Here is a 17865-nt window from a genome sequence, read left to right on the forward strand (position 1 = left end):
ACTGGTCATGGTGGAGACGACTCAGCCAGACCCGTGCCCGCCACAGCCACTACAAACGCCGAGGCCAAACCCCATAACTGTGATTGCAGTACTAGGTCGACGCGGACATGCGCGAGCCGGAGTCGATCCTGGAGTCCGAGCCGTTCAAGGAGATCCTGGACCTGGGGAAGCCGGTCGCGCTCACGGTGATCGCGATGCTGCACTTCATCAGGCCGCCGGACGACCGCAAGCTGGTACGGCGGCTGCTGGACCCGCTGCCGTCCGGAAGCTATCTGGCGATCTCCACGGCGACCGCCGACTTCGCGCCCGAGGAGTTCGCCCGGGTGGTGGACGAGTACGAAGGCAGGGGTATCCCGATGGTGCCGCGGTCCCGGGCGGAGGCCGGCGCGTTCTTCGAGGGACTGGACCTCGTCGAGCCGGGGCTGACGCAGGTGCACCACTGGCGGCCCACGGCCGAGCAGGCCACCGTCGACAACCGGGAGGTCGCGATGTACGGGGCCGTGGGCCGTAAGCCCTGATCCGGCGGTCCGGCCCCGCAGACCCCGGCCGGCGGACCGGCACACGGCGGTGTGCCGCGCGCCGCCGGGTGTCCGGGGCCGTGAGGCCGGCCGGTCCGGGTGCGGTGGGTTCGCGCCCGGACGCCGGGGATTTTCACGGTGAACACCCTTGCGCGGCGGGGGAGTTCCGCTCGGTGTTGTCGGCAGCCGCCAGCAGGTCGAGGGCCACATCGGTGATCATGTCCTCCTGGCCTCCCACCATGCGGCGGCGGCCGACCTCCACGAGGATGCCGCGGGTGTCCAGGCCGTAGCGGGCGGCGGCCGCCTCGGCATGGCGCAGAAAGCTGGAGTACACACCGGCGTACCCGAGGCTCAGGGTCTCCCGGTCCACACGGACCTCACGGTCCTGGAGCGGGCGTACGAGATCGTCGGCGGCGTCCATGAGCGGGAACAGGTCGCAGCCGTGCTCCCAGCCCATGAGGTCGGCGACCGCGATGAACGCCTCCAGCGGGCAGTTGCCCGCGCCCGCGCCCTGGCCCGCGAGGGAGGCGTCGATCCGGGTGACCCCGTTCTCCACCGCCACGACGGTGTTGGCGACACCGAGGGCGAGGTTGTGGTGGGCGTGGATGCCGAGCCGGGTGGACGGGTCGAGGACGTCCCGGTAGGCGCGGAGCCGGTCGCGCACGCCGTCCATGGTGAGCCGCCCGCCGGAGTCGGTGACGTAGACGCACGTGGCGCCGTACGACTCCATGAGGCCCGCCTGCCGGGCGAGTTCGGCGGGCTCCGCCATATGGGACATCATCAGGAAGCCCGCGACGTCCATCCCCAGTTCGCGGGCGGCGGCGATGTGCTGTGCGGCGATGTCGGCCTCGGTGCAGTGGGTGGCCACGCGCACCGACCGGATCCCGAGGGTGTGGGCCTGCCGCAGATCGCGCAGCGTACCGATCCCGGGCAGCAGCAGGGTGGTGGGGACGGCGTTACGGGTGGCGTCGGTGACGGCCTCGATCCACTCCCAGTCGGTGTGGGCCCCCACCCCGTAGGTGATGCTGGAGCCGGACAGTCCGTCGCCGTGGGCGATCTCGATGGCCGACACACCGGCGGTGTCCAGGGCGGTGGCGATGACACGGGCCTGCTCCACGGTGTAGCGGTGCCGGACCGCGTGCATCCCGTCGCGCAGGGTCACGTCCTGGACGTACAGGACGGGGGGGCCGGCGGCTCCGGGGCCCGAGGCGGGTGGTGGCGCGGTCGTGGCCGCAGGTTCGGTAGCGGTCGTGGTCGCAGGGGCAGTCGTGGTCATCGGGCCGTCACCTCGCCGGAGTGCTGGGCCCGCGCATGGGCGTGTGCGGCCAAACACTCCGCGGTGCGCAGCGCGGCCGAGGTCATGATGTCGAGATTCCCGGCGTACCCGGGCAGATAGTGGCCGGCGCCCTCGACTTCGAGGAACACGGACACCTTCAGCGCGTCGGCCCCCGCGCCCGCGGGGAGCAGGCCGCGCAGCGGGTCGTCGTCCGGCACGTCGGCGTACTGCACCCGCTGTTTGAGGCGGTAGCCCGGTACGTAGGACCGCACCCGGTCGGCCATCTCCTCCACCGAGGCGGTGACCGCCCGTGTGTCGCAGCCGGAGACCAGGCAGTGCACGGTGTCGCGCATGATCAGCGGTGGTTCGGCCGGATTGAGGATGATCACGGCCTTGCCGCGCGCGGCCCCGCCGACGCGTTCGAGGGCGGCCGCGGTTGTCTCGGTGAACTCGTCGATGTTCGCCCGGGTCCCGGGGCCGGCGGAACGGGAGGCGATGGAGGCGACGATCTCCGCGTAGTGCACGGGGGTGACGGCCGACATCGCGGCGACGACCGGGATCGTGGCCTGCCCCCCGCAGGTGACCAGATTGACGTTGGGCGCATCGAGATGGTCGTCCCCGTTGACGGGAGGCACCAGATACGGGCCGAGGGCCGCGGGCGTGAGATCCACGAGGGTGCGGCCGAGAGCACGCAGCACTCGGTCGTGATGCCGGTGGGCCCCGGCCGAAGTGGCGTCGAAGACGATCCGTACACCGGCGAACTCGTCGAGACCGATCAGTCCTTCCACGCCGCCGTGTGTGGTGGCCACCTTGAGACGGCGGGCCCGGGCCAGGCCGTCCGAAGCCGGGTCGATGCCCGCCATCGCGGCCATCTCCAGGGTGTCGGACAACCGCAGCACCTTGATCATCAGATCGGTGCCGATATTGCCCGAGCCGATGACGGCGACCTTCGTACGGTGTCGGGGCGGACGGTTCACGGGCTGCCTTCCTCCGGGGCGAACCCGACCCGTACCGAGCCGAGTTCCGAGATACGGGCTTCGAAGACGTCCCCCGGCGCGCCCGGGGACATCGGGCCGAGCGCACCCGTCAGGACGATGTCGCCCGCGCGTAGTCCCTCGCCTCTGCGGGCGAGCGTCGAGGCGAGCCAGGCGGCCGCGTCGAGAGGGCCGCCCAGGCAGTCGGCACCGCTTCCGGCGGAGACGCGGGCGCCGTTGCGGGTCATCTCCATCCCGGCGGCGCGCAGGTCCACGCCGGTCAGCGGCACCGGCGTGGAGCCGAGGACGAACAGCCCGCACGACGCGTTGTCGGCGACGGTGTCGACAAAGCGGATGTCCCAGTCGGCGATCCGGCTGTCGACGATCTCCAGCGCGGGCAGTGCGAAGTCGACGGCCCGCAGTACGTCGTCGGCGGTGCAGCCGGGATGCTCCAGCGGGCGGCTGAGGACGAGGGCGACCTCGGCCTCCACCTTCGGCGCGAGCAGCAGGCCGGACGGGATCTCTCCGCTGTCCGGCACGGCCATGTCGGCGAGCAGTGTCCCGAAGTCCGGGCGGTCGACGCCGAGCTGACGCTGCACGCTCTTCGAGGTCAGCCCGATCTTGCGGCCGACCACCCGTCCGCCCGCGGCGATCCTGCGGTCCACGTTGACACGCTGGACGGCGTACGCGGCGTCGACGTCGTCGGTCGCGAACAGTGTACGGACGGGGGCGGTCGCGACACGGGTCCTCGCGGCCTCGGCGAGGAGGTCCGCGGCCTTCATGACGGCCGGCCCCGGGGAGAGGTCGCCGGCGGTCACCGCCGGCACCGGCCGGGTCGGGCCGGACACGAGTGGTCCGTACGCAGGCGGGCCGAATACGGGCGGGCCGGACCGAGGCGGGCCGGACGCGGGCGGCCGGAACCGTCGCGGACGGAGTTCGGAGGCTGGGTCATGGGGCACTTCTCCGGTCGGAATCGGTCTCGCGGGACTGGGGACGGGGTGCTCGCGCAGGGGCTCGGGACGGGCGTTCGGGGAGAGTGGACGGGACAGGCGGCCGGGGCCGGAGCCGCAGCGGAGCCCGCCGTGGGTGCCGGGACCGGGCGGTCCAGGTGTGCTCGGCGCCCCGGGCGGCGGGGCCCGGGCCCGCTCCCGGCACCGGTCCCGGCGCCGCGGTGTCGTGGTCGCAGTGTCATGATCGTCGGTAGGAGTCCACGAGCGCGGTGTCGACGCCCAGGTCCCCGACGGCCCCCGCCCCGCCCGGGTCCCCCAGGGGAGCGTCGCGGCCCGGCAGCGGCTCGGCGAAGAAGGCGATCGAGTCCGCGGCGAACAGCGCCTTGTTCTCGTCGGCGCGGGCCGTGCGGTCGGCGAAGATCGCGTCGACCGGGCACTCGGGCTCGCAGGCGCCGCAGTCGATGCACTCGTTGGCGTTGATGTAGCTCTTGCGGTCCCCGACGTAGATGCAGTCGACGGGGCAGACGTCCAGGCAGGCACGGTCGGTGACGTCGATGCAGTGCGCGCCGATGACATAGGACACGGCGGTGTCTCCGATCGGTCAGTCAGGCGGTTTCGGTGGAGTGGCCGGGAAAGAGGGAGAGCCCCGGATCGAGGGCGACCGCCGCGTTGTTCACCGCGGTCGCGACCTCCCCGAAGCCGACCGACATCAGCCGGACCTTGCCCTCGTACTCGGTGATGTCCCCGGCCGCGTAGACGCGGTCGAGGCTGGTGCGCATCCGGCTGTCGACGACGACGGAGCGGCGCCGCAGTTCCAGCCCCCATGTGGTGAGCGGGCCGAGGCTGCCGACGAAGCCGAGCGCGGCGACGACACTGTCGGCCCTCAGCACCCGCGGTCGCGCCTCCCCGCGCACCCGGACATGGGCCTCCCGGACGGCGCCGTTGCCGACGAGTGTCTCGACCTCGGCGTCGGTGATGATCCGTGCCCCGCCCTCGGTGACGGCGGCGACGCTCGCGGCGTGGGCGCGGAAGGTGGAGCGGCGGTGCACCAGGGTCACCGAGCGGGCGATCGGCCCGAGGGCGAGCGCCCAGTCCAGGGCGCTGTCCCCGCCTCCGACGACGAGGACGTCGTGACCGGCGTGCGCGGTGGGATCGGGTACGAAGTAGCTCAGTCCGCGGCCCAGGAACTCCTCACCGGCCGGGAGCGCCCGGGGGGTGAAGGTGCCGATGCCGGCGGTGAGGACGACCGCGCCCGCGTCGATGACGTGACCGTCGGCGAGCGTCACCTGCGGACGGCCCGCTCGGGAGTGATCCAGTGCGACCGCCTGCCGGCCCAGCAGATACCGCGGCCCGTAGCTCTCGGCCTGGGAGAGGAGCGCGGTGACGAAGTCGCGCCCGCGCACACCGGGGATGCCGGCGACATCGCGGATCTCCTTCTCCGGGTACAGCGCGCCGATCTGGCCGCCGGGCTCGGGCAGGGCGTCGACGACGACCGTGCTCAGGCCGCGGAACCCGGCGCAGTAGGCGCCGTACAGCCCGGTCGGGCCGGCGCCGACGATGAGGATGTCGGTAGGGGTGCGGGATGCGGGCATGCCGACCTCCTGGGGTCGCGGTGCGGGGGACGAGCGGCCTCCCGGGCAGGGGACCCGGGACACGGCCCAGGGCCCGGGCGACCGCGCGGTGGCGCGGTACGGGGCCGTGGGCCGGTGTTGTGCGGACGCACGTCATGGGGACGGTGGTACGCGACCGGGCCCGTGCGGCGATGCGGTACGGGACCCGTGCGGTGGTGCGGTCCGAACGCTAGGCGCGTCCGCACCGGTCCGGCACGCGTCCGGGACCGCTCAACGGAACAGCCGGCAGATCGCGGACGGCGGTCCGGTCAGCAGACCGCCGGCCTTGGGAGAAGGGGACACCGGTGGTGGACTCCCGGCACGGCCCGGTTGCACGCGGCAACCGCCGGTGATCCGAAGGGAGCGGTCATGAGCGTACCGACCGGGGAAGAGACCGAATCCCCGCGCCGTCGCCCCTCCCGCCGGGGCGGACTGCCCGGGCGGCAGGACTGGTCGAGCTGGCCCCACTACCAGGCCGCCGCCGCGGGATTCCGCGGCTACTGGTACCCCGTCACCCATTCCTCGCAGGTCACGGGCAGACCGAGGCAGATCACCCTCCTCGGTGAGAAGATCGTGCTGATCCGCGACGGCGGTACCGTCTACGCGCTCAAGGACCGGTGCCCGCACCGGGGAGTCCCCCTCAGCGAGGGCAGCCGGCAGTTCGCGGGCACCATCTCCTGCCCGTATCACGGCTGGACGTTCGACCTGCGGACCGGCGAGCTGAAGGCCGCGATCACCGACGGCCCGGCGTCCCCGATCTGCGGGAAGGTGACCCAGCCGACCTACGGCACCGCCGAGCGCCTCGGCATGGTGTGGGTCTTCGTCGGCGACGGCGAGGACGTCCCGCCGATCGACGGGCAACTCCCCGAGGAACTCGTGGACAACCCCGCGGTCGTCGGCTCCCGTATCCAGCCCCGCCCGGGCGACTGGCGCTTCGCCTGCGAGAACGGCTACGACGAGGGCCACGCCAAGTATCTGCACCGTACGGCCCTGTGGCGGCTGTTCAAGGCGATGCCCGTGTGGAACGAGACCCGTATCGTCCAGCGCGGCCGATGGATCTACCGCGTCCAGGACAAGCAGCACTGGGAGGCCGACTTCCCGGGTCTCGGGAAATGGAGCAACCAGGCGTGGTTCAAGACGAAGCCGCCGAAAGAGGTCGCCAACATCGGGAACACCGGCGGACACCGTGCGGTGGACCCGGTCATCGCCGCCCAGGACTACCCCGGATTCGCCTCGGTCAGCATGCCCGGGGTGCTGCGCATCGTCTATCCGACCTTCGTCCACTACGAGTTCTACGTCCCCGTCGACGAGGACAGCCACCTCTACGTCGGCGCCCTGGCCGGATTCCGCAAGGGCATCAGGACCCTGCCCTTCTACGTCAAGTACCTCGGCTTCGTCCGATGGCTCTTCCACGGCCAGTTCTCGGGCCAGGACCGGTGGATGGTGGAGGTGACCGACGCACCCCCGGAGCGCCTCTACCGTCCCGACGACTCGCTGCTGCGGTGGCGCGGGCTCGCCGAGGACACCACCGAGGCACGGGCCGAACGGCTGCGCGGCGACGGCGTCCTTCCGGCTGCCCCGCCCGCCGGGAACTGAGCCGCCCGGCACCGCCCGGAGACGGCACCGTCGAGGAAAGCGAGGGACAGGGAACATGGCACGGATCGTGCTCGGGATCGGAGCGTCCCACTCCACCCTGATGAACACCCACTGGGACGAGGTCGTCCACACCGACCGGGCCGAGCGGTTCCGCGACGCGCTGGACGAGGCACGCGACGCCGTGGCCGCCGCGGGAGCCGAGGTCGCGGTCATCATCGGGTCGAACCACTTCCGCGGCTTCTGGCTCGATCTGATCCCGGCGTTCACCCTCGGGGTGGGCGAGGTCATCGCCTCCGGTGAGGCACGGACGCCCGAAGGCCCCCAGCGCACCGACCCCGGCTTCGCGCGGACGCTCGCCCGGCACCTCGTCGATCGGGGCACCGAGGTCGCGGTCTCCGCCCGCCTCCAGATCGACCACGGCCAGACCCACGCCATCCAGTACGTCCTGCGCGACCTGGACATCCCCGTCGTCCCGCTCGTGGTGAACGTCTTCGCCGCCCCGCTGCCGAGGCTCGACCGGTGCGCGGCGCTGGGGCGCAACATCGCGGCTGCGATCGACGCCATGCCCGGGGACCGGCGCGTCGCGGTGATCGCCTCGGGCGGTCTGTCGCACCGGCTGCCCTGGCCCTCCGACTGGCGTGAGCCCCACGGCGAGGACGAGGAGTTCCTGGTCGACGCCTGGCTCAACGGGCGCGGCGACTGGGAGCGCTACGACGGGAGGCGCCGTGAGATCATCACCGCCGCCCGGCCGACGATCTTCCCCGCGTTCGACACGGAGTTCCTCGCCGAGCTGGAGCGCGGGGGCCTCGAACGCTATCTGGGCCTGTCCAGTGAGCGGATCGAGGAAGTCGCCGGCAACGGCGGCCAGGAGCTGCGCACCTGGCTGACCATGGCGGCCGCGCTGGGATTCGCGCCGGGCCGGAGCCTGGCGTACGCGCCGATGCCGGAGTGGCTGACGGGTATGGGCGTCGCGCTGATCGACCCCGCCACCGGACGGGGCGCGGCGTCGTGAGCGCCGCGGCGGAGCAGGGCGCCGACCCGGGCAACCGGGTGGAGGGCGGCGCCGACCCGGGCAACCGGGTGGAGGGCGGCGCCGACCCGGGCAACCGGGTGGAGGGCGGCGCCGACCCGGGCAACCGGGTGGAGGGCGGCGCCGACCCGGGCAACCCGGCGGCGGGTGGCGCCGATCCGGAAACCGAGGCGGTCCTCGCCCGGCTGCTCGCCCCCGTCACGGAGAACCGGCTGCGGCAGGCGGTCCACGCCGTCACGGACGTGGCCAGCCCGACCGGCCGCGAGGCGCCGCTCGCGCACCTCCTGGCCGCCCGGCTGAGCGCCGCCGGATTCGCCGCCACCGCCCAGCACCTCGACGCACACCAGGCCAACGCCGTCGGCAGACTGCGCGGCCACGGCGGCGGAGAGGACCTGATGCTCTACGCCCCGATCGACACGCTCACCACCGGAGAGGAGGGAATCGACCTGCCGTGGATCGGCGATCGGCTGCGCCCGGACATGCTGCCCCGGGCCCAGGACGACGGTCCCTTCGTCTCCGGGCTCGGCGCGGGCAACCCCAAGGGGCACGCCGCCTGCCTCCTGGTGCTCGCCGAGGCGCTCGGCGAGGTCCGCCCCGCGCTGGCCGGCGATGTCGTGGTGGCCTTCGGGGCCGGCGGTATGCCGACCAACGCCATCGAGGCGCCCGGCTACCCCGCCCGGGCCAACACCGGCCACGGTGTGGGCTGTTCGTTCCTGCTGGAGCGCGGGTGGCACACCGATCACGCGGTGATCGCCAAGCCCGGCGACTTCATCGCCCACGAGGAGGTGGGCCTGTGCTGGTTCGAGATCACCGTGCCCGGCGTCCACACCTACGTCGGCAGCCGCCACCGGCTGCCCTACCGCAATCCCGTCGCCACCGCCGCCGAGGTCGTCACCCGGATCGAAGCCTGGCTCGCCGACCGCCCCGCGCGGCACCGGACGGCCACCGCGGCACCGCAGGGCGTCATCGGATCGATCGCGGGCGGCTGGGAGCGCATGCTCGCCGTGACGCCCGCGTCCTGCCGGATCCGGCTCGACCTGCGGACCGCGCCGGGCACCACCCCCATGGCCGCCAAACGGGAGCTCGCCGCGTTCACGGCCCGGCTGTCCGCCGAACTGGACGTGGAGTTGGGGACCGAGCTCGTGCTGGCGATCCCGGGGACGAGCACCCCGCTCGACGCCCCGATCGTGCGCACCGCCGTCACGGCGTGGGAACGGACCGCCGGCACCCCGCACCGGGCGGTGGCGGACAACAGCGGCGCCACCGACGCGAACATCCTGCGGTCCCGGGGCATCCCCACCGCCCGCGTCGGGATGCCGAAGGCGGCCTCCGACGGATTCGTGACCGACTTCGCCCGCGGGATGAACACCGTCGACGTCCGCGCCATGCGGCGCCTGTGCGAGGTCCTGGCCCGGATCACGCTCGCCACCGCCGGCGGGGAGCGCGTCGGGCAACCCGCCGCCCACCATCCGTACGACCGAGAGAAGGACCGACATGCCACCACCCCCTGAGAGCCGCTACGCCGACGGCGGAGGCGTCCGCTACCACTACCACGACCTCGGCGCCGGCCCCGACACCGTCTTTCTGCACGGCGGCGGGCCCGGCTGCACCGCCTGGAGCGACTTCGGGCCCGTCGCGCCACTCTTCGCGGCCGGCCGCCGCTGTCTGCTCGTCGACATCCAGCAGTACGGCAAGTCCGAGAAGACCCCGATCAGCGGCCCCATGTGGGACCACCACGCGGCCAAGACGGCCGCCCTCCTCGACACCCTGGGCGTGGAGCGCGCCGACTTCGTCTGCAACTCCTGGGGCGGCACGATCGCGCTCAACCTCGCGGCCAAGTACCCCGACCGGGTCCGCGCCCTCGTGGTGACCGGCAGCATGCCCGTCTTCCACGGCCCCCTCGCCCCCCTGCCCGAGGGCGGTCGCCGGGGCCGCAACGCCCGGGACCTCTACTACGGCGGCGAGGGCCCGACCCGGGAGAAGATGCGTCGGCTCATCACCCGGCTGGAGTGGTACGACGGCGACAGGCTGCCCGCCGAGACCGTCGACCTGCGGTACGAACAGAGCCTCGACCCCGGAGAGCGCGAACTGGCCGCGAGCTCCGACTCCCCGCGCGGCGACTGGCAGGACCTCACCGAGGAACTCGGCCGGGTCCGGGCGCCGACGCTGTTCCTGTGGGGCATGCACGACGCGTTCCTGACCCCCGACTATCCGCTGATGCTGGCCCGCATGGTGCCGAACGGAAACCTGTACGTGATGGACCACGTGTCCCATCACCCCCAGGAGGAGCGCCCGCACGCGTTCCACTCGGTGGTCGACGGCTTCCTCGATTCGCTCGGCCCGGCCATCGTGCCGCCGCTCGTACGGACGGAGGTCCGCCCATGAGCGCGGCGCAGCGCAACCCCGTGCCGGCCCGCCCGGCCGGACAGAACCCGGTGAGAGGGAACCCGGTGAAGGTTCTGATCGCCCTGGCGGTGTCCGCCGTCCTGCTGCGCCGACTGGCGGCCCGCAGCAACACCCAGGTGCACCGCATCAACCAGAGGTAGGGCGTTTCTGATGGGTCTTGCTGGGCTCGCGTGCCCTGGTACCGCGCTCCCCTTGGGCCTGGCGGCCCGGGAGGTACCCCCACGCCGCGTTGTCGTCGGTCGCCCATGGCCCCCTGTGCCCTGCGGGCACGGGGGTACCCCCACCGCAGTGGCTCTCCCCCGGAGCTTCGCCCGGGAGGTACCCCCATCCTCCGCCTTGCGATCCACGGCACCAGACCCCGCTCCCTGACCCAGCCTGACCCATCAGAAGCGCCCTAGCCGCCGAAGGGCGCCACCGCGGACGGCGGAGCACCACCGCCGGCACCGGAAGCAACCGTCCCCGAACAGGAATCGGAGCAGCACCCGTGAGCATCTGGACCGAACTGGGCCCGATCACCCACCGCGTGGAGTATCTCGACGCGAACGGGGTCCGTACGCGCACCCTGCGTGCCGGGGACCCCGAGGCGCAGGCCGTGGTCTTCCTGCACGGCACCAGCGGACACCTCGAAGCCTTCGCCCGCAACATCGCCGCGCACGCCGCGTACGATCTGCACGCCATCGACATGCTCGGACACGGCTACACCGGCAGACCCGACAGACCGTACGAGATCGCCGACTACACCGGGCATCTGCTGGACTACCTCGACGCGGCCGGGGTCGAGCGCGCGCACATCGTCGGGGAGTCACTCGGCGGCTGGGTGGGCGCCCGCACCGCCATCGAGCACCCCGAGCGGGTGATCAGCCTGCAACTGCTCTGCGCCGGCGGCACCGTCGCCGACCCCGGGGTCATGGAGCGGATCCGCACCAGCACCAGACAGGCGGTCACGAGCGACGACATCGGCCTCACGCGCAAGCGCCTGCGGCTTCTCATGGCCGACGACCGGGACGCCACCGAGGAACTGGTCGAGATCCGCCATGCCGTCTACCACCAGCCCGGATTCGTCGCGAACGTCGACAACCTGCTCTCGCTCCAGGACATGGAGCGCCGCCGGCGCAATCTGCTGCGCCCCGAACACCTCGCGCGCATCACCCGGCCTACCCTGATCGTCTGGGGCCGGCAGAACCCGTTCGGCGACGTCCCCGAGGCGGAGGCCATGCACCGGGCCGTCCCCGGCTCCCGACTCGAACTGCTCGACGAGTGCGGGCACTGGCCGCAGCACGAGCAGGCCGCCCGGTACAACGCGATCAGCCTGGCCTTCCTGGAGGGCGCAGCAGGCTGATCTGGGGAGCCCCTCCGCGAAGCGGTATCCGCTCCGGTGGTCCTGTCGTGAACCGGGTGCCGGCTCCGGGCCGCCGACCGGAGACCGAACGGTCCGGTCAGCGGAACCGGTCCCTTGACCGGAATCGGTCCGCTGACCGACCCTTCGGAAATGTCGGGAATCAGCGAAGGCGGCGCAGAGGGCGCCGGCACGGGTGCGCACGGCGACGCGGGTGCGAAGAGCGTGCTCGGCAAGGTCCAGCTCATCCTGGAATCGTTCGGGCACGACGACGCACACCTCAGCCTCACCGAGATCACCCGCCGAACGGGCATGGCCAAGGCGTCCGTCCACCGCCTGGCGCAGGAACTGCTCCGCTGGGGCGTCCTGGAGCGCCACGGCTCGGGCTACCGGCTCGGGATGCGGCTGTTCGAGATCGGCCAGCGCGTACCCCGCCAGCGCATTCTCCGCGAGGCCGCGCGGCCGTACATGGAGGACCTCTACCAGACGACCAACGAGACCGTCCATCTCGCGGTGCTCGACGGCCGTGAGGTGCTGTACCTGGAGAAGGTCTCCGGACACGGCCAGGTCTCGAAACCGTCGCGGATCGCCGGACGGCTGCCCCTGCACTGCACCGCGACCGGCAAGGTGCTGCTCGCGTTCGGCCCGCGCTCCCTCGTCGACGAGGTCGTCTCCGCTCCGCTGGAACGGCTCACCCCGCGCACCGTCGGCACACCGGGGCTGCTCCTCCAGGAACTGGCACGAGCCCGGGAAACCGGCTGCGCCGTGGAGTACGAGCAGACCCGGGTCGGCTACCTCAGCGTCGCCGTGCCGCTCCTCGGCGCCACGGGGGCGACCATGGGCGCGCTGTCGGTGACCGCCCCCGTGTTCCGGGCGGAGGTACGCAGGTACACCGGACTCCTGGAGATGGCGGGGCGCCGGATCAGCAGGACGATCACCGCCATGAGCGGCGGCTGACCCGGCCGGCCCCGCCCCGCGGCGCGCCCGCCGACCGTCCGCGCTGTCCCGCCGACCGACCGCGCCGTCCCGTCGTCCACGCCGGCACGGCCCGGGGCATCCGCGGCCGGCGCCCCCTGCCCGTACCACGCAACGCGTATCCCCTCGCCGGGGGATGCCGCCGGAACCCCGTTCCCAAGGGATACGACCGCCCGCGGGCCGCTCCTACGGTGTGAGCAATTCAGGCCACTCACGCCAGGAGTCACGATGGGTTCACACAACAGCGTCACCGAGCTCAACGAACTGTTCGTCGAGGCGATGAACGCCGGAGACCTCGAACTGGCGGTGTCCTGCTGGGACGAGGACACCGTCTTCCAGACCGCTCCGGGGACGGAGCCCGTCCGCGGTCTGCCGGCTCTGCGGAACGCGCTCCAGCAGTTCATCGACACCAAGCCCCACCTGACGGTGCAGGAGCTGCACCGGGTCGAGGCGGGAGACATCACCCTGGTCGCCCTCAAGTGGCACCTGACGGGGACCGGACCCGACGGGGAGCCGATGGAGATGGGCGCCGTGGACAGCAACGTCTTCGTCCGCCGGGCCGACGGCACCTGGCGCATACGCATCGACAACCCGTTCCACTCCCAGCACCTCGGCCTCTGACATGGCCGCCACCGCACCCGTGACCGAGCGGATCACCCTGACCGCGCCGCAGCCGCTGCTCATCGGCGGCCGGGAGGTCGGGGCCGGCCGGACGTTCCCCGCCGTCGACCCCAGCACCGGCCGCGTCTGGGCGCACATCGCCGCGGGCACGACCGATGACGTGGACCGCGCCGTCGAGGCCGCCGGGAACGCTTTCACCACCTGGCGGCACTCCTCGCCCGACACCCGGCAGGCCCTGCTGTGGGCCGTCGCCGAACGGCTGACCCAGGACGCGCACAACTGGCCCGCCCTGCTCGCGACCGAGAACGGCCGGGCCGTCCGCGAAGGGGGTCTGATCGATGTGCCGACCGCCGCGGAGATCTTCCGGTTCTTCTCCGGCGTCGTCCGTGACCTGCACGGGCGGACCGTGCCCTGCGGCCCGAACGCCCATGTCGTCGCCACGCCCCGCCCGGTCGGTGTCGTCGCCGCGATCGTCCCCTGGAACTCGCCGCTGATCTCGGTGGCGCACAAGCTGGCCCCCGCCCTGGCCGCGGGCAACACCGTTGTGGTGAAGCCCTCCGAACTCGCCTCGGTCAGCACGGTCCGGTTCATCCGGCTCGTACAGGACCTGCTGCCGCCCGGCGTCGTCAATGTGGTCACCGGCTTCGGCCACGACGTCGGCCGCGCCCTGGTGTCGCACCCCGGTGTCGCGAAGGTGAGCTTCACCGGGGGTACGGAGACCGGACGGCGCATCCTCGGCGACGCCTCGGCCCGTCTGGTCCCCGCTCTCATGGAACTGGGCGGCAAGGGGTCCATGGTGGTGTGCCCCGACGCCGACCTGGACACCGTGACCGAGGACGTGCTCACCGGCATCTTCGCCGCCAACGGGGAGGTCTGCTTCGCCTCCTCCCGGCTCATGGTGCACCGCGACCGGTACGACGAACTGCTGGACCGGATCACCACACGCGCCGACGCGATCACCGTGGGCGACGCCCTCGATCCGGCCACCCAGCTCGGCCCCCTGGTGACGGAACGGCACCGCGACGCGGTCGCCGCCCGGGTCCGGGCCGCCGTGTCCGAGGGGGCCGAACTCCGGGCCGGCGGCCGCGTCCCCGAGATGCCCGGCGAACTGGCCGGAGGCAGCTACTACCGCCCCACCGTCCTGGCGTCCCCCGGCGGGACGACGAGCGCGTCCCGCACGGAGTTCTTCGGCCCCGTCCTCACCGTCGAGGCGTGGACCGGCGAGGACGAGGTCGTCGAACGGGTCAACGACGTCTCGTTCGGACTGGCCAACGGGGTCTGGAGCGCCGACCTCGCCCGGGCGTACCGGCTCGCGGACCGCCTCGAATCGGGGATGGTCTGGATCAACACCTGGTTCGCGACACCGCTCGGCCAGCCGCAGGGCGGCGTCAAGGCCAGCGGCTTCGGCCGCGAGGGCGCCGCCGCGACCCTCCTGGAGTACACCGCGACCAAGGTCGTGCACACCAGCCTCGACACCACACGCCCTCCGATGTGGACCTGACACACCCCTCGATCCGGATCCGGGACACCCGCGGACCGACAACCAGGGAGACCGACACCATGCATTTCGGACTCGACGAACAAAGCCGGGAACTGGCCGAACTGGGCGCTCGCCTCGCCGCCGAGTTCACCCCCCGCGCCCGGGAACACGATCGCGACCGCACCACCGCGACCGAGAACCTCGCACGACTGCGGGACTCCGGGCTCTACGGCGTCGCGCTCCCGCGCGAACTCGGCGGACTGGGGGCCCGGACGACCCAGTGGCTCGCCACCGTCGAAGCCCTCGCCCAGGGCGACGCCTCGACGGCACTGGGCTTCAACATGCACTACGTGGCGACCCGCATCATCTCCACCCTCGACGCCGTACCGGCCGACGCGAAGAAGCGGGTCGCGGACCTGGTGGTGCGGGACGGCGCGCTGATCTGCGCCCCGCTCTCCGAGCCGTCCGCGTCGAGCCTGCTGCCGGCCACGTACGTACCGACCCTCACGGCCCGCCGGGTGACCGGTGGGCTGGAGATCAGCGGCACCAAGATGTTCGCGTCGCTGTGGGAGGCGAGTGACTACGCCTTCATGTTCGCCCACCCCGAATGGTCCGACGACCCCGCCCACGTGGTCGGCTTCCTGATGCCGACGCGCCAGGACGACGACGGCGCGGTCACGGTCACCGACGACTGGGACACGCTGGGCATGCGGGCCACCCGCAGCAACCAGGTCCGGATCTCGGGCGCGTTCGTGCCCGACGACCTGGTCCTCTGCGAGTTCGACGACTTCCTGGGCAACTGGATCGTGGCCCAGGCGCATATCTCCTGGGGCGGCTACACCGGCTGCTACCTGGGCGTCGCCGAGGCCATGGCCCAGTGGCTGCAGGACGCCCTCGGGAAGCGGACGGCCAAGGGCTTCGCCCAGCCGATGGGATACCACCCGACCGTCAGCAGCTCCATGGGGCACATCGCCGCCCAGGTCGAGGCGGCGCGGCTGATGATGTTCCACGCGGCGTGGGAGGCCGACGAGAACAGCGGGCCCAGCCTGCGGACCTGTGCCGCGTTCCTGCGGGCGAAGCTGATGCTGGGCACGGCGATCCACACCATCTCCACGCTCGGCACGACCGCGGGCGGTCTCAGCTCGCTGATGCGTGAACGGGGGTACGAGCTGATGCTCCGCGACGCCGTGACCGGCCCGATCATGCCCCCCAACTCCCTGGCGTGCGCCGAGATGGCGGGGCTGATCTCGATGGGGCTCGACCCGGGCCAGGCACCGGCCCTGCGTACGGCGTCATGACCCGCACCGCCCCGTCGAACCCGTACCTGGAGCCGCCCCCGGTGCTCGACTCCGACACGTTCCGCACGGCCTGCGCGCAGTTCCCCACGGGTGTCGTGGTCGTCACCACGGCCGACGGCGGACAGCTGTACGGCAGCACCGTCAACGCCTTCACCTCGCTCACCCTGGAGCCGCCCCAGGTACTGGTCTGCCTGGCGGCGACCTCCCGGACCCGGTCGGCGATCGAACGCTCCGGAGTGTTCGCCGTGAACGTGCTCGCCGCCGACCAGGCGGCCACAGCCCGGCTGTTCGCCTCGAAGGACCCGGACAAGTTCGCGCGGACGGATCACCGGACCGGGGCGGTCGGAGCGCCGCTGCTCACCGGGACCGTGGCGCGGTTCGAGTGCCGCCTCGCGGGCACACAGCGCAACCACTCGCACTGGATGCTGATCGGGCGCGTGGTCGCACTGGCCGCCGACCCCGGCCGGGACGCGCTGCTCTTCGTCCGGGGCCGTCTGACCGGGTGACGGTCCCGCCCGCACCGGTGCGCACACCGCCGGCCGGCCCGCGTCCGGGGCCGGCCGGCGGTCCTGCCGCCTCGCGCCCGGCCCCCGGGCCGGCCGGTCCGTTCAGCAGACCGGATGGTTGACGCCCGAGGCCGCCTTCGTGGAAGGTGGGATCCACGCTCATCCGGACCCCCGCCATGGCGCGGGCCCGCCCCGTCCGAGCGGAGCCGGAGCGGAATCCAGAGCGGAGGACGCCATGGAAAAGGCCTTCACGGAGCCGGTCCGGTCGCTGCCTCCCGTGCTCGTCGCCGAACTGGTCACCTCGCCCTCCGTCGAGCAGCTGCTGGACCGCTTCCTCGACGAGGCGCCGAGCCGGCTCGGATCCTTCGCCGCCGGCGTCTATCTCCACGACCACACGACCGGGCGTCCCATCGCCTCCGAGGTGCGGGGCCTGGGCAACTACTACGTGCGCAGCTACGAACGCTTCGGCCGCGACCAGGACCCCATCGTCCAGAACGCCCTGCGCGACCGGAAGGTCTACGACAGCGACTCGCTGATGCCCCGGGAGGAGTGGCTGAAGCTCCCGGTCGTGCACGAGGTGTTCGCTCCGCACGCCATGGCGCGGGTGCTGTGCGCCCCCCTGGTCGTCGGCGACGAGGTCACCGGGACCCTGAACCTGGCCCGGCGCGACGAACAGCCGCAGTTCACCGAGGCGGACCGCGACGCGGCTCGTGTGGCGGCCGCGGTGCTGGGCATCGCCGTGTCCGCGATCCGGGACAGCGCTTCGGTCGAGCGCGAGCGCACCTCGCTGACGGAGGCGCTGGACCGGTGCGGCACCCCGGTGGTGCTGACCGACCTGGCGCTGGCCCGACGCCGCCTCAACGCACCCGCGCTCGCTCTCCTGGACCGGCTCGGGGACGCCCGCCCGGAGTTCGAGCGCCTGCTCGACTGCGACGACGGGGTGGCGGTGGGCTCCTGGAGCCCCGGCGACGGACCGGGGGCCGGGCTGCACCTCACGGTCACCTCGCAGCGACTGCCGAGTCAGCCGGACGTGATCGTGTCGGTCATCGCCGAGCGGGGCGGATCCTCACACACCGTCAGCCCCGCCCAGCTGGCGCTGCTCACCCCGCGCGAGGTCGAGATCGCCACACGCGCCCTCGCCGGTCACCGGGACAGCGAGATCGCGGCCGACCTGGTGATCAGCCCGCACACGGTCAAACACCACTTCAAGTCGATCTACACCAAGCTCGGCGTCCACACACGTGCGGAACTGCTCGGCCGGCTGCTGTACTGAACGCACCGCCCTCGGA

General features: G+C 72.5%; 17 protein-coding genes and 1 pseudogene. 13 read left to right on the forward strand and 5 right to left on the reverse strand.

The window, feature by feature from the left end; all coding sequences use genetic code 11:
• Window positions 1-95 precede the first annotated feature (95 nt).
• Window positions 96-518, forward strand: a pseudogene (locus ACFYT4_RS34070) (SAM-dependent methyltransferase); the annotation flags it as partial.
• Window positions 519-651: 133 nt separating this feature from the next.
• On the opposite strand, the gene dmpG reads toward ACFYT4_RS34070, so the two are convergent.
• The 5 genes from dmpG to ACFYT4_RS34095 all read right to left on the reverse strand — a co-directional run bounded on the left by dmpG (window position 652) and on the right by ACFYT4_RS34095 (window position 5310).
• Complete coding sequence (gene dmpG, locus ACFYT4_RS34075) at window positions 652-1794, reverse strand: 4-hydroxy-2-oxovalerate aldolase (protein WP_389278091.1); 1143 nt, start codon at window positions 1792-1794, stop codon at window positions 652-654.
• Window positions 1791-2771, reverse strand: coding sequence for an acetaldehyde dehydrogenase (acetylating) (locus ACFYT4_RS34080; protein WP_389278094.1), 981 nt, complete (start codon window positions 2769-2771; stop codon window positions 1791-1793). Before ACFYT4_RS34080 ends, dmpG begins: the two co-directional genes overlap by 4 nt.
• Window positions 2768-3550, reverse strand: a complete 783-nt coding sequence (locus tag ACFYT4_RS34085) for a 2-keto-4-pentenoate hydratase (protein WP_389278175.1) — start codon at window positions 3548-3550, stop codon at window positions 2768-2770. Before ACFYT4_RS34085 ends, ACFYT4_RS34080 begins: the two co-directional genes overlap by 4 nt.
• A 406-nt stretch (window positions 3551-3956) precedes the next feature.
• Entirely contained in the window at window positions 3957-4301 is a 345-nt protein-coding gene (locus tag ACFYT4_RS34090; RefSeq protein ID WP_389278097.1) for an indolepyruvate ferredoxin oxidoreductase subunit alpha, read from the reverse strand.
• Window positions 4302-4323: 22 nt separating this feature from the next.
• Entirely contained in the window at window positions 4324-5310 is a 987-nt protein-coding gene (locus ACFYT4_RS34095; protein ID WP_389278100.1) for an NAD(P)/FAD-dependent oxidoreductase, read from the reverse strand.
• Window positions 5311-5697: 387 nt separating this feature from the next.
• On the opposite strand from ACFYT4_RS34095, the gene ACFYT4_RS34100 reads away from it, so the two are divergent.
• The 12 genes from ACFYT4_RS34100 to ACFYT4_RS34155 all read left to right on the forward strand — a co-directional run bounded on the left by ACFYT4_RS34100 (window position 5698) and on the right by ACFYT4_RS34155 (window position 17849).
• The gene (locus tag ACFYT4_RS34100; protein WP_389278103.1) at window positions 5698-6924 is read left to right on the forward strand and encodes a Rieske 2Fe-2S domain-containing protein; all 1227 of its coding nucleotides are present in this window, start codon (window positions 5698-5700) and stop codon (window positions 6922-6924) included.
• A gap of 55 nt (window positions 6925-6979) precedes the next feature.
• Window positions 6980-7936: a catechol 1,2-dioxygenase gene (locus tag ACFYT4_RS34105; protein ID WP_389278106.1), complete on the forward strand. Its 957-nt coding sequence runs from the start codon at window positions 6980-6982 to the stop codon at window positions 7934-7936.
• On the forward strand, window positions 7933-9465 hold the full coding sequence (locus ACFYT4_RS34110) for a M20 family metallopeptidase (RefSeq protein ID WP_389278109.1): 1533 nt from the start codon (window positions 7933-7935) through the stop codon (window positions 9463-9465). The genes ACFYT4_RS34105 and ACFYT4_RS34110 overlap by 4 nt, the downstream gene beginning before the upstream one ends.
• Complete coding sequence (locus tag ACFYT4_RS34115; RefSeq protein ID WP_389278112.1) at window positions 9449-10339, forward strand: alpha/beta fold hydrolase; 891 nt, start codon at window positions 9449-9451, stop codon at window positions 10337-10339. The genes ACFYT4_RS34110 and ACFYT4_RS34115 overlap by 17 nt, the downstream gene beginning before the upstream one ends.
• Window positions 10336-10500, forward strand: a complete 165-nt coding sequence (locus tag ACFYT4_RS34120; protein WP_389278115.1) for a hypothetical protein — start codon at window positions 10336-10338, stop codon at window positions 10498-10500. The genes ACFYT4_RS34115 and ACFYT4_RS34120 overlap by 4 nt, the downstream gene beginning before the upstream one ends.
• A gap of 344 nt (window positions 10501-10844) precedes the next feature.
• A complete protein-coding gene (locus ACFYT4_RS34125; protein WP_389278118.1) occupies window positions 10845-11699 on the forward strand; it encodes an alpha/beta fold hydrolase in 855 nt (284 codons plus the stop codon).
• Between the two features lie 150 nt (window positions 11700-11849).
• A complete protein-coding gene (locus ACFYT4_RS34130; protein ID WP_389278121.1) occupies window positions 11850-12653 on the forward strand; it encodes an IclR family transcriptional regulator in 804 nt (267 codons plus the stop codon).
• 246 nt (window positions 12654-12899) lie between these two features.
• Window positions 12900-13292 carry a YybH family protein gene (locus ACFYT4_RS34135; RefSeq protein WP_389278124.1) on the forward strand — a complete coding sequence of 131 codons (393 nt, stop codon included), beginning with the start codon at window positions 12900-12902 and terminating at the stop codon, window positions 13290-13292.
• A gap of 1 nt (window position 13293) precedes the next feature.
• Entirely contained in the window at window positions 13294-14793 is a 1500-nt protein-coding gene (locus ACFYT4_RS34140) for an aldehyde dehydrogenase family protein (RefSeq protein ID WP_389278127.1), read from the forward strand.
• Window positions 14794-14852: 59 nt separating this feature from the next.
• Window positions 14853-16070, forward strand: a complete 1218-nt coding sequence (locus ACFYT4_RS34145; protein ID WP_389278131.1) for an acyl-CoA dehydrogenase family protein — start codon at window positions 14853-14855, stop codon at window positions 16068-16070.
• Window positions 16067-16576: a flavin reductase family protein gene (locus ACFYT4_RS34150; RefSeq protein ID WP_389278134.1), complete on the forward strand. Its 510-nt coding sequence runs from the start codon at window positions 16067-16069 to the stop codon at window positions 16574-16576. Before ACFYT4_RS34145 ends, ACFYT4_RS34150 begins: the two co-directional genes overlap by 4 nt.
• A gap of 235 nt (window positions 16577-16811) precedes the next feature.
• A complete protein-coding gene (locus tag ACFYT4_RS34155; protein ID WP_389278137.1) occupies window positions 16812-17849 on the forward strand; it encodes a LuxR C-terminal-related transcriptional regulator in 1038 nt (345 codons plus the stop codon).
• Window positions 17850-17865 lie beyond the last annotated feature (16 nt).

Origin of the sequence: Streptomyces sp. NPDC004609 (assembly GCF_042873655.1) — a bacterium.
In the GTDB taxonomy this organism is placed as follows: domain Bacteria; phylum Actinomycetota; class Actinomycetes; order Streptomycetales; family Streptomycetaceae; genus Streptomyces.

Excerpts from the sequence above, each read along its gene's own strand:
- ACFYT4_RS34120 (WP_389278115.1), top strand. The coding sequence starts at position 10,336 with ATGAGCGCGGCGCAGCGCAACCCCGTGCCGGCCCGCCCGGCCGGACAG.
- ACFYT4_RS34135 (WP_389278124.1), top strand. The coding sequence starts at position 12,900 with ATGGGTTCACACAACAGCGTCACCGAGCTCAACGAACTGTTCGTCGAG.
- ACFYT4_RS34085 (WP_389278175.1), bottom strand. The coding sequence starts at position 3,550 with ATGAAGGCCGCGGACCTCCTCGCCGAGGCCGCGAGGACCCGTGTCGCG.
- ACFYT4_RS34100 (WP_389278103.1), top strand. The coding sequence starts at position 5,698 with ATGAGCGTACCGACCGGGGAAGAGACCGAATCCCCGCGCCGTCGCCCC.
- ACFYT4_RS34095 (WP_389278100.1), bottom strand. The coding sequence starts at position 5,310 with ATGCCCGCATCCCGCACCCCTACCGACATCCTCATCGTCGGCGCCGGC.
- ACFYT4_RS34145 (WP_389278131.1), top strand. The coding sequence starts at position 14,853 with ATGCATTTCGGACTCGACGAACAAAGCCGGGAACTGGCCGAACTGGGC.
- ACFYT4_RS34130 (WP_389278121.1), top strand. The coding sequence starts at position 11,850 with ATGTCGGGAATCAGCGAAGGCGGCGCAGAGGGCGCCGGCACGGGTGCG.
- ACFYT4_RS34115 (WP_389278112.1), top strand. The coding sequence starts at position 9,449 with ATGCCACCACCCCCTGAGAGCCGCTACGCCGACGGCGGAGGCGTCCGC.
- ACFYT4_RS34140 (WP_389278127.1), top strand. The coding sequence starts at position 13,294 with ATGGCCGCCACCGCACCCGTGACCGAGCGGATCACCCTGACCGCGCCG.
- ACFYT4_RS34155 (WP_389278137.1), top strand. The coding sequence starts at position 16,812 with ATGGAAAAGGCCTTCACGGAGCCGGTCCGGTCGCTGCCTCCCGTGCTC.
- ACFYT4_RS34105 (WP_389278106.1), top strand. The coding sequence starts at position 6,980 with ATGGCACGGATCGTGCTCGGGATCGGAGCGTCCCACTCCACCCTGATG.
- dmpG (WP_389278091.1), bottom strand. The coding sequence starts at position 1,794 with ATGACCACGACTGCCCCTGCGACCACGACCGCTACCGAACCTGCGGCC.
- ACFYT4_RS34150 (WP_389278134.1), top strand. The coding sequence starts at position 16,067 with ATGACCCGCACCGCCCCGTCGAACCCGTACCTGGAGCCGCCCCCGGTG.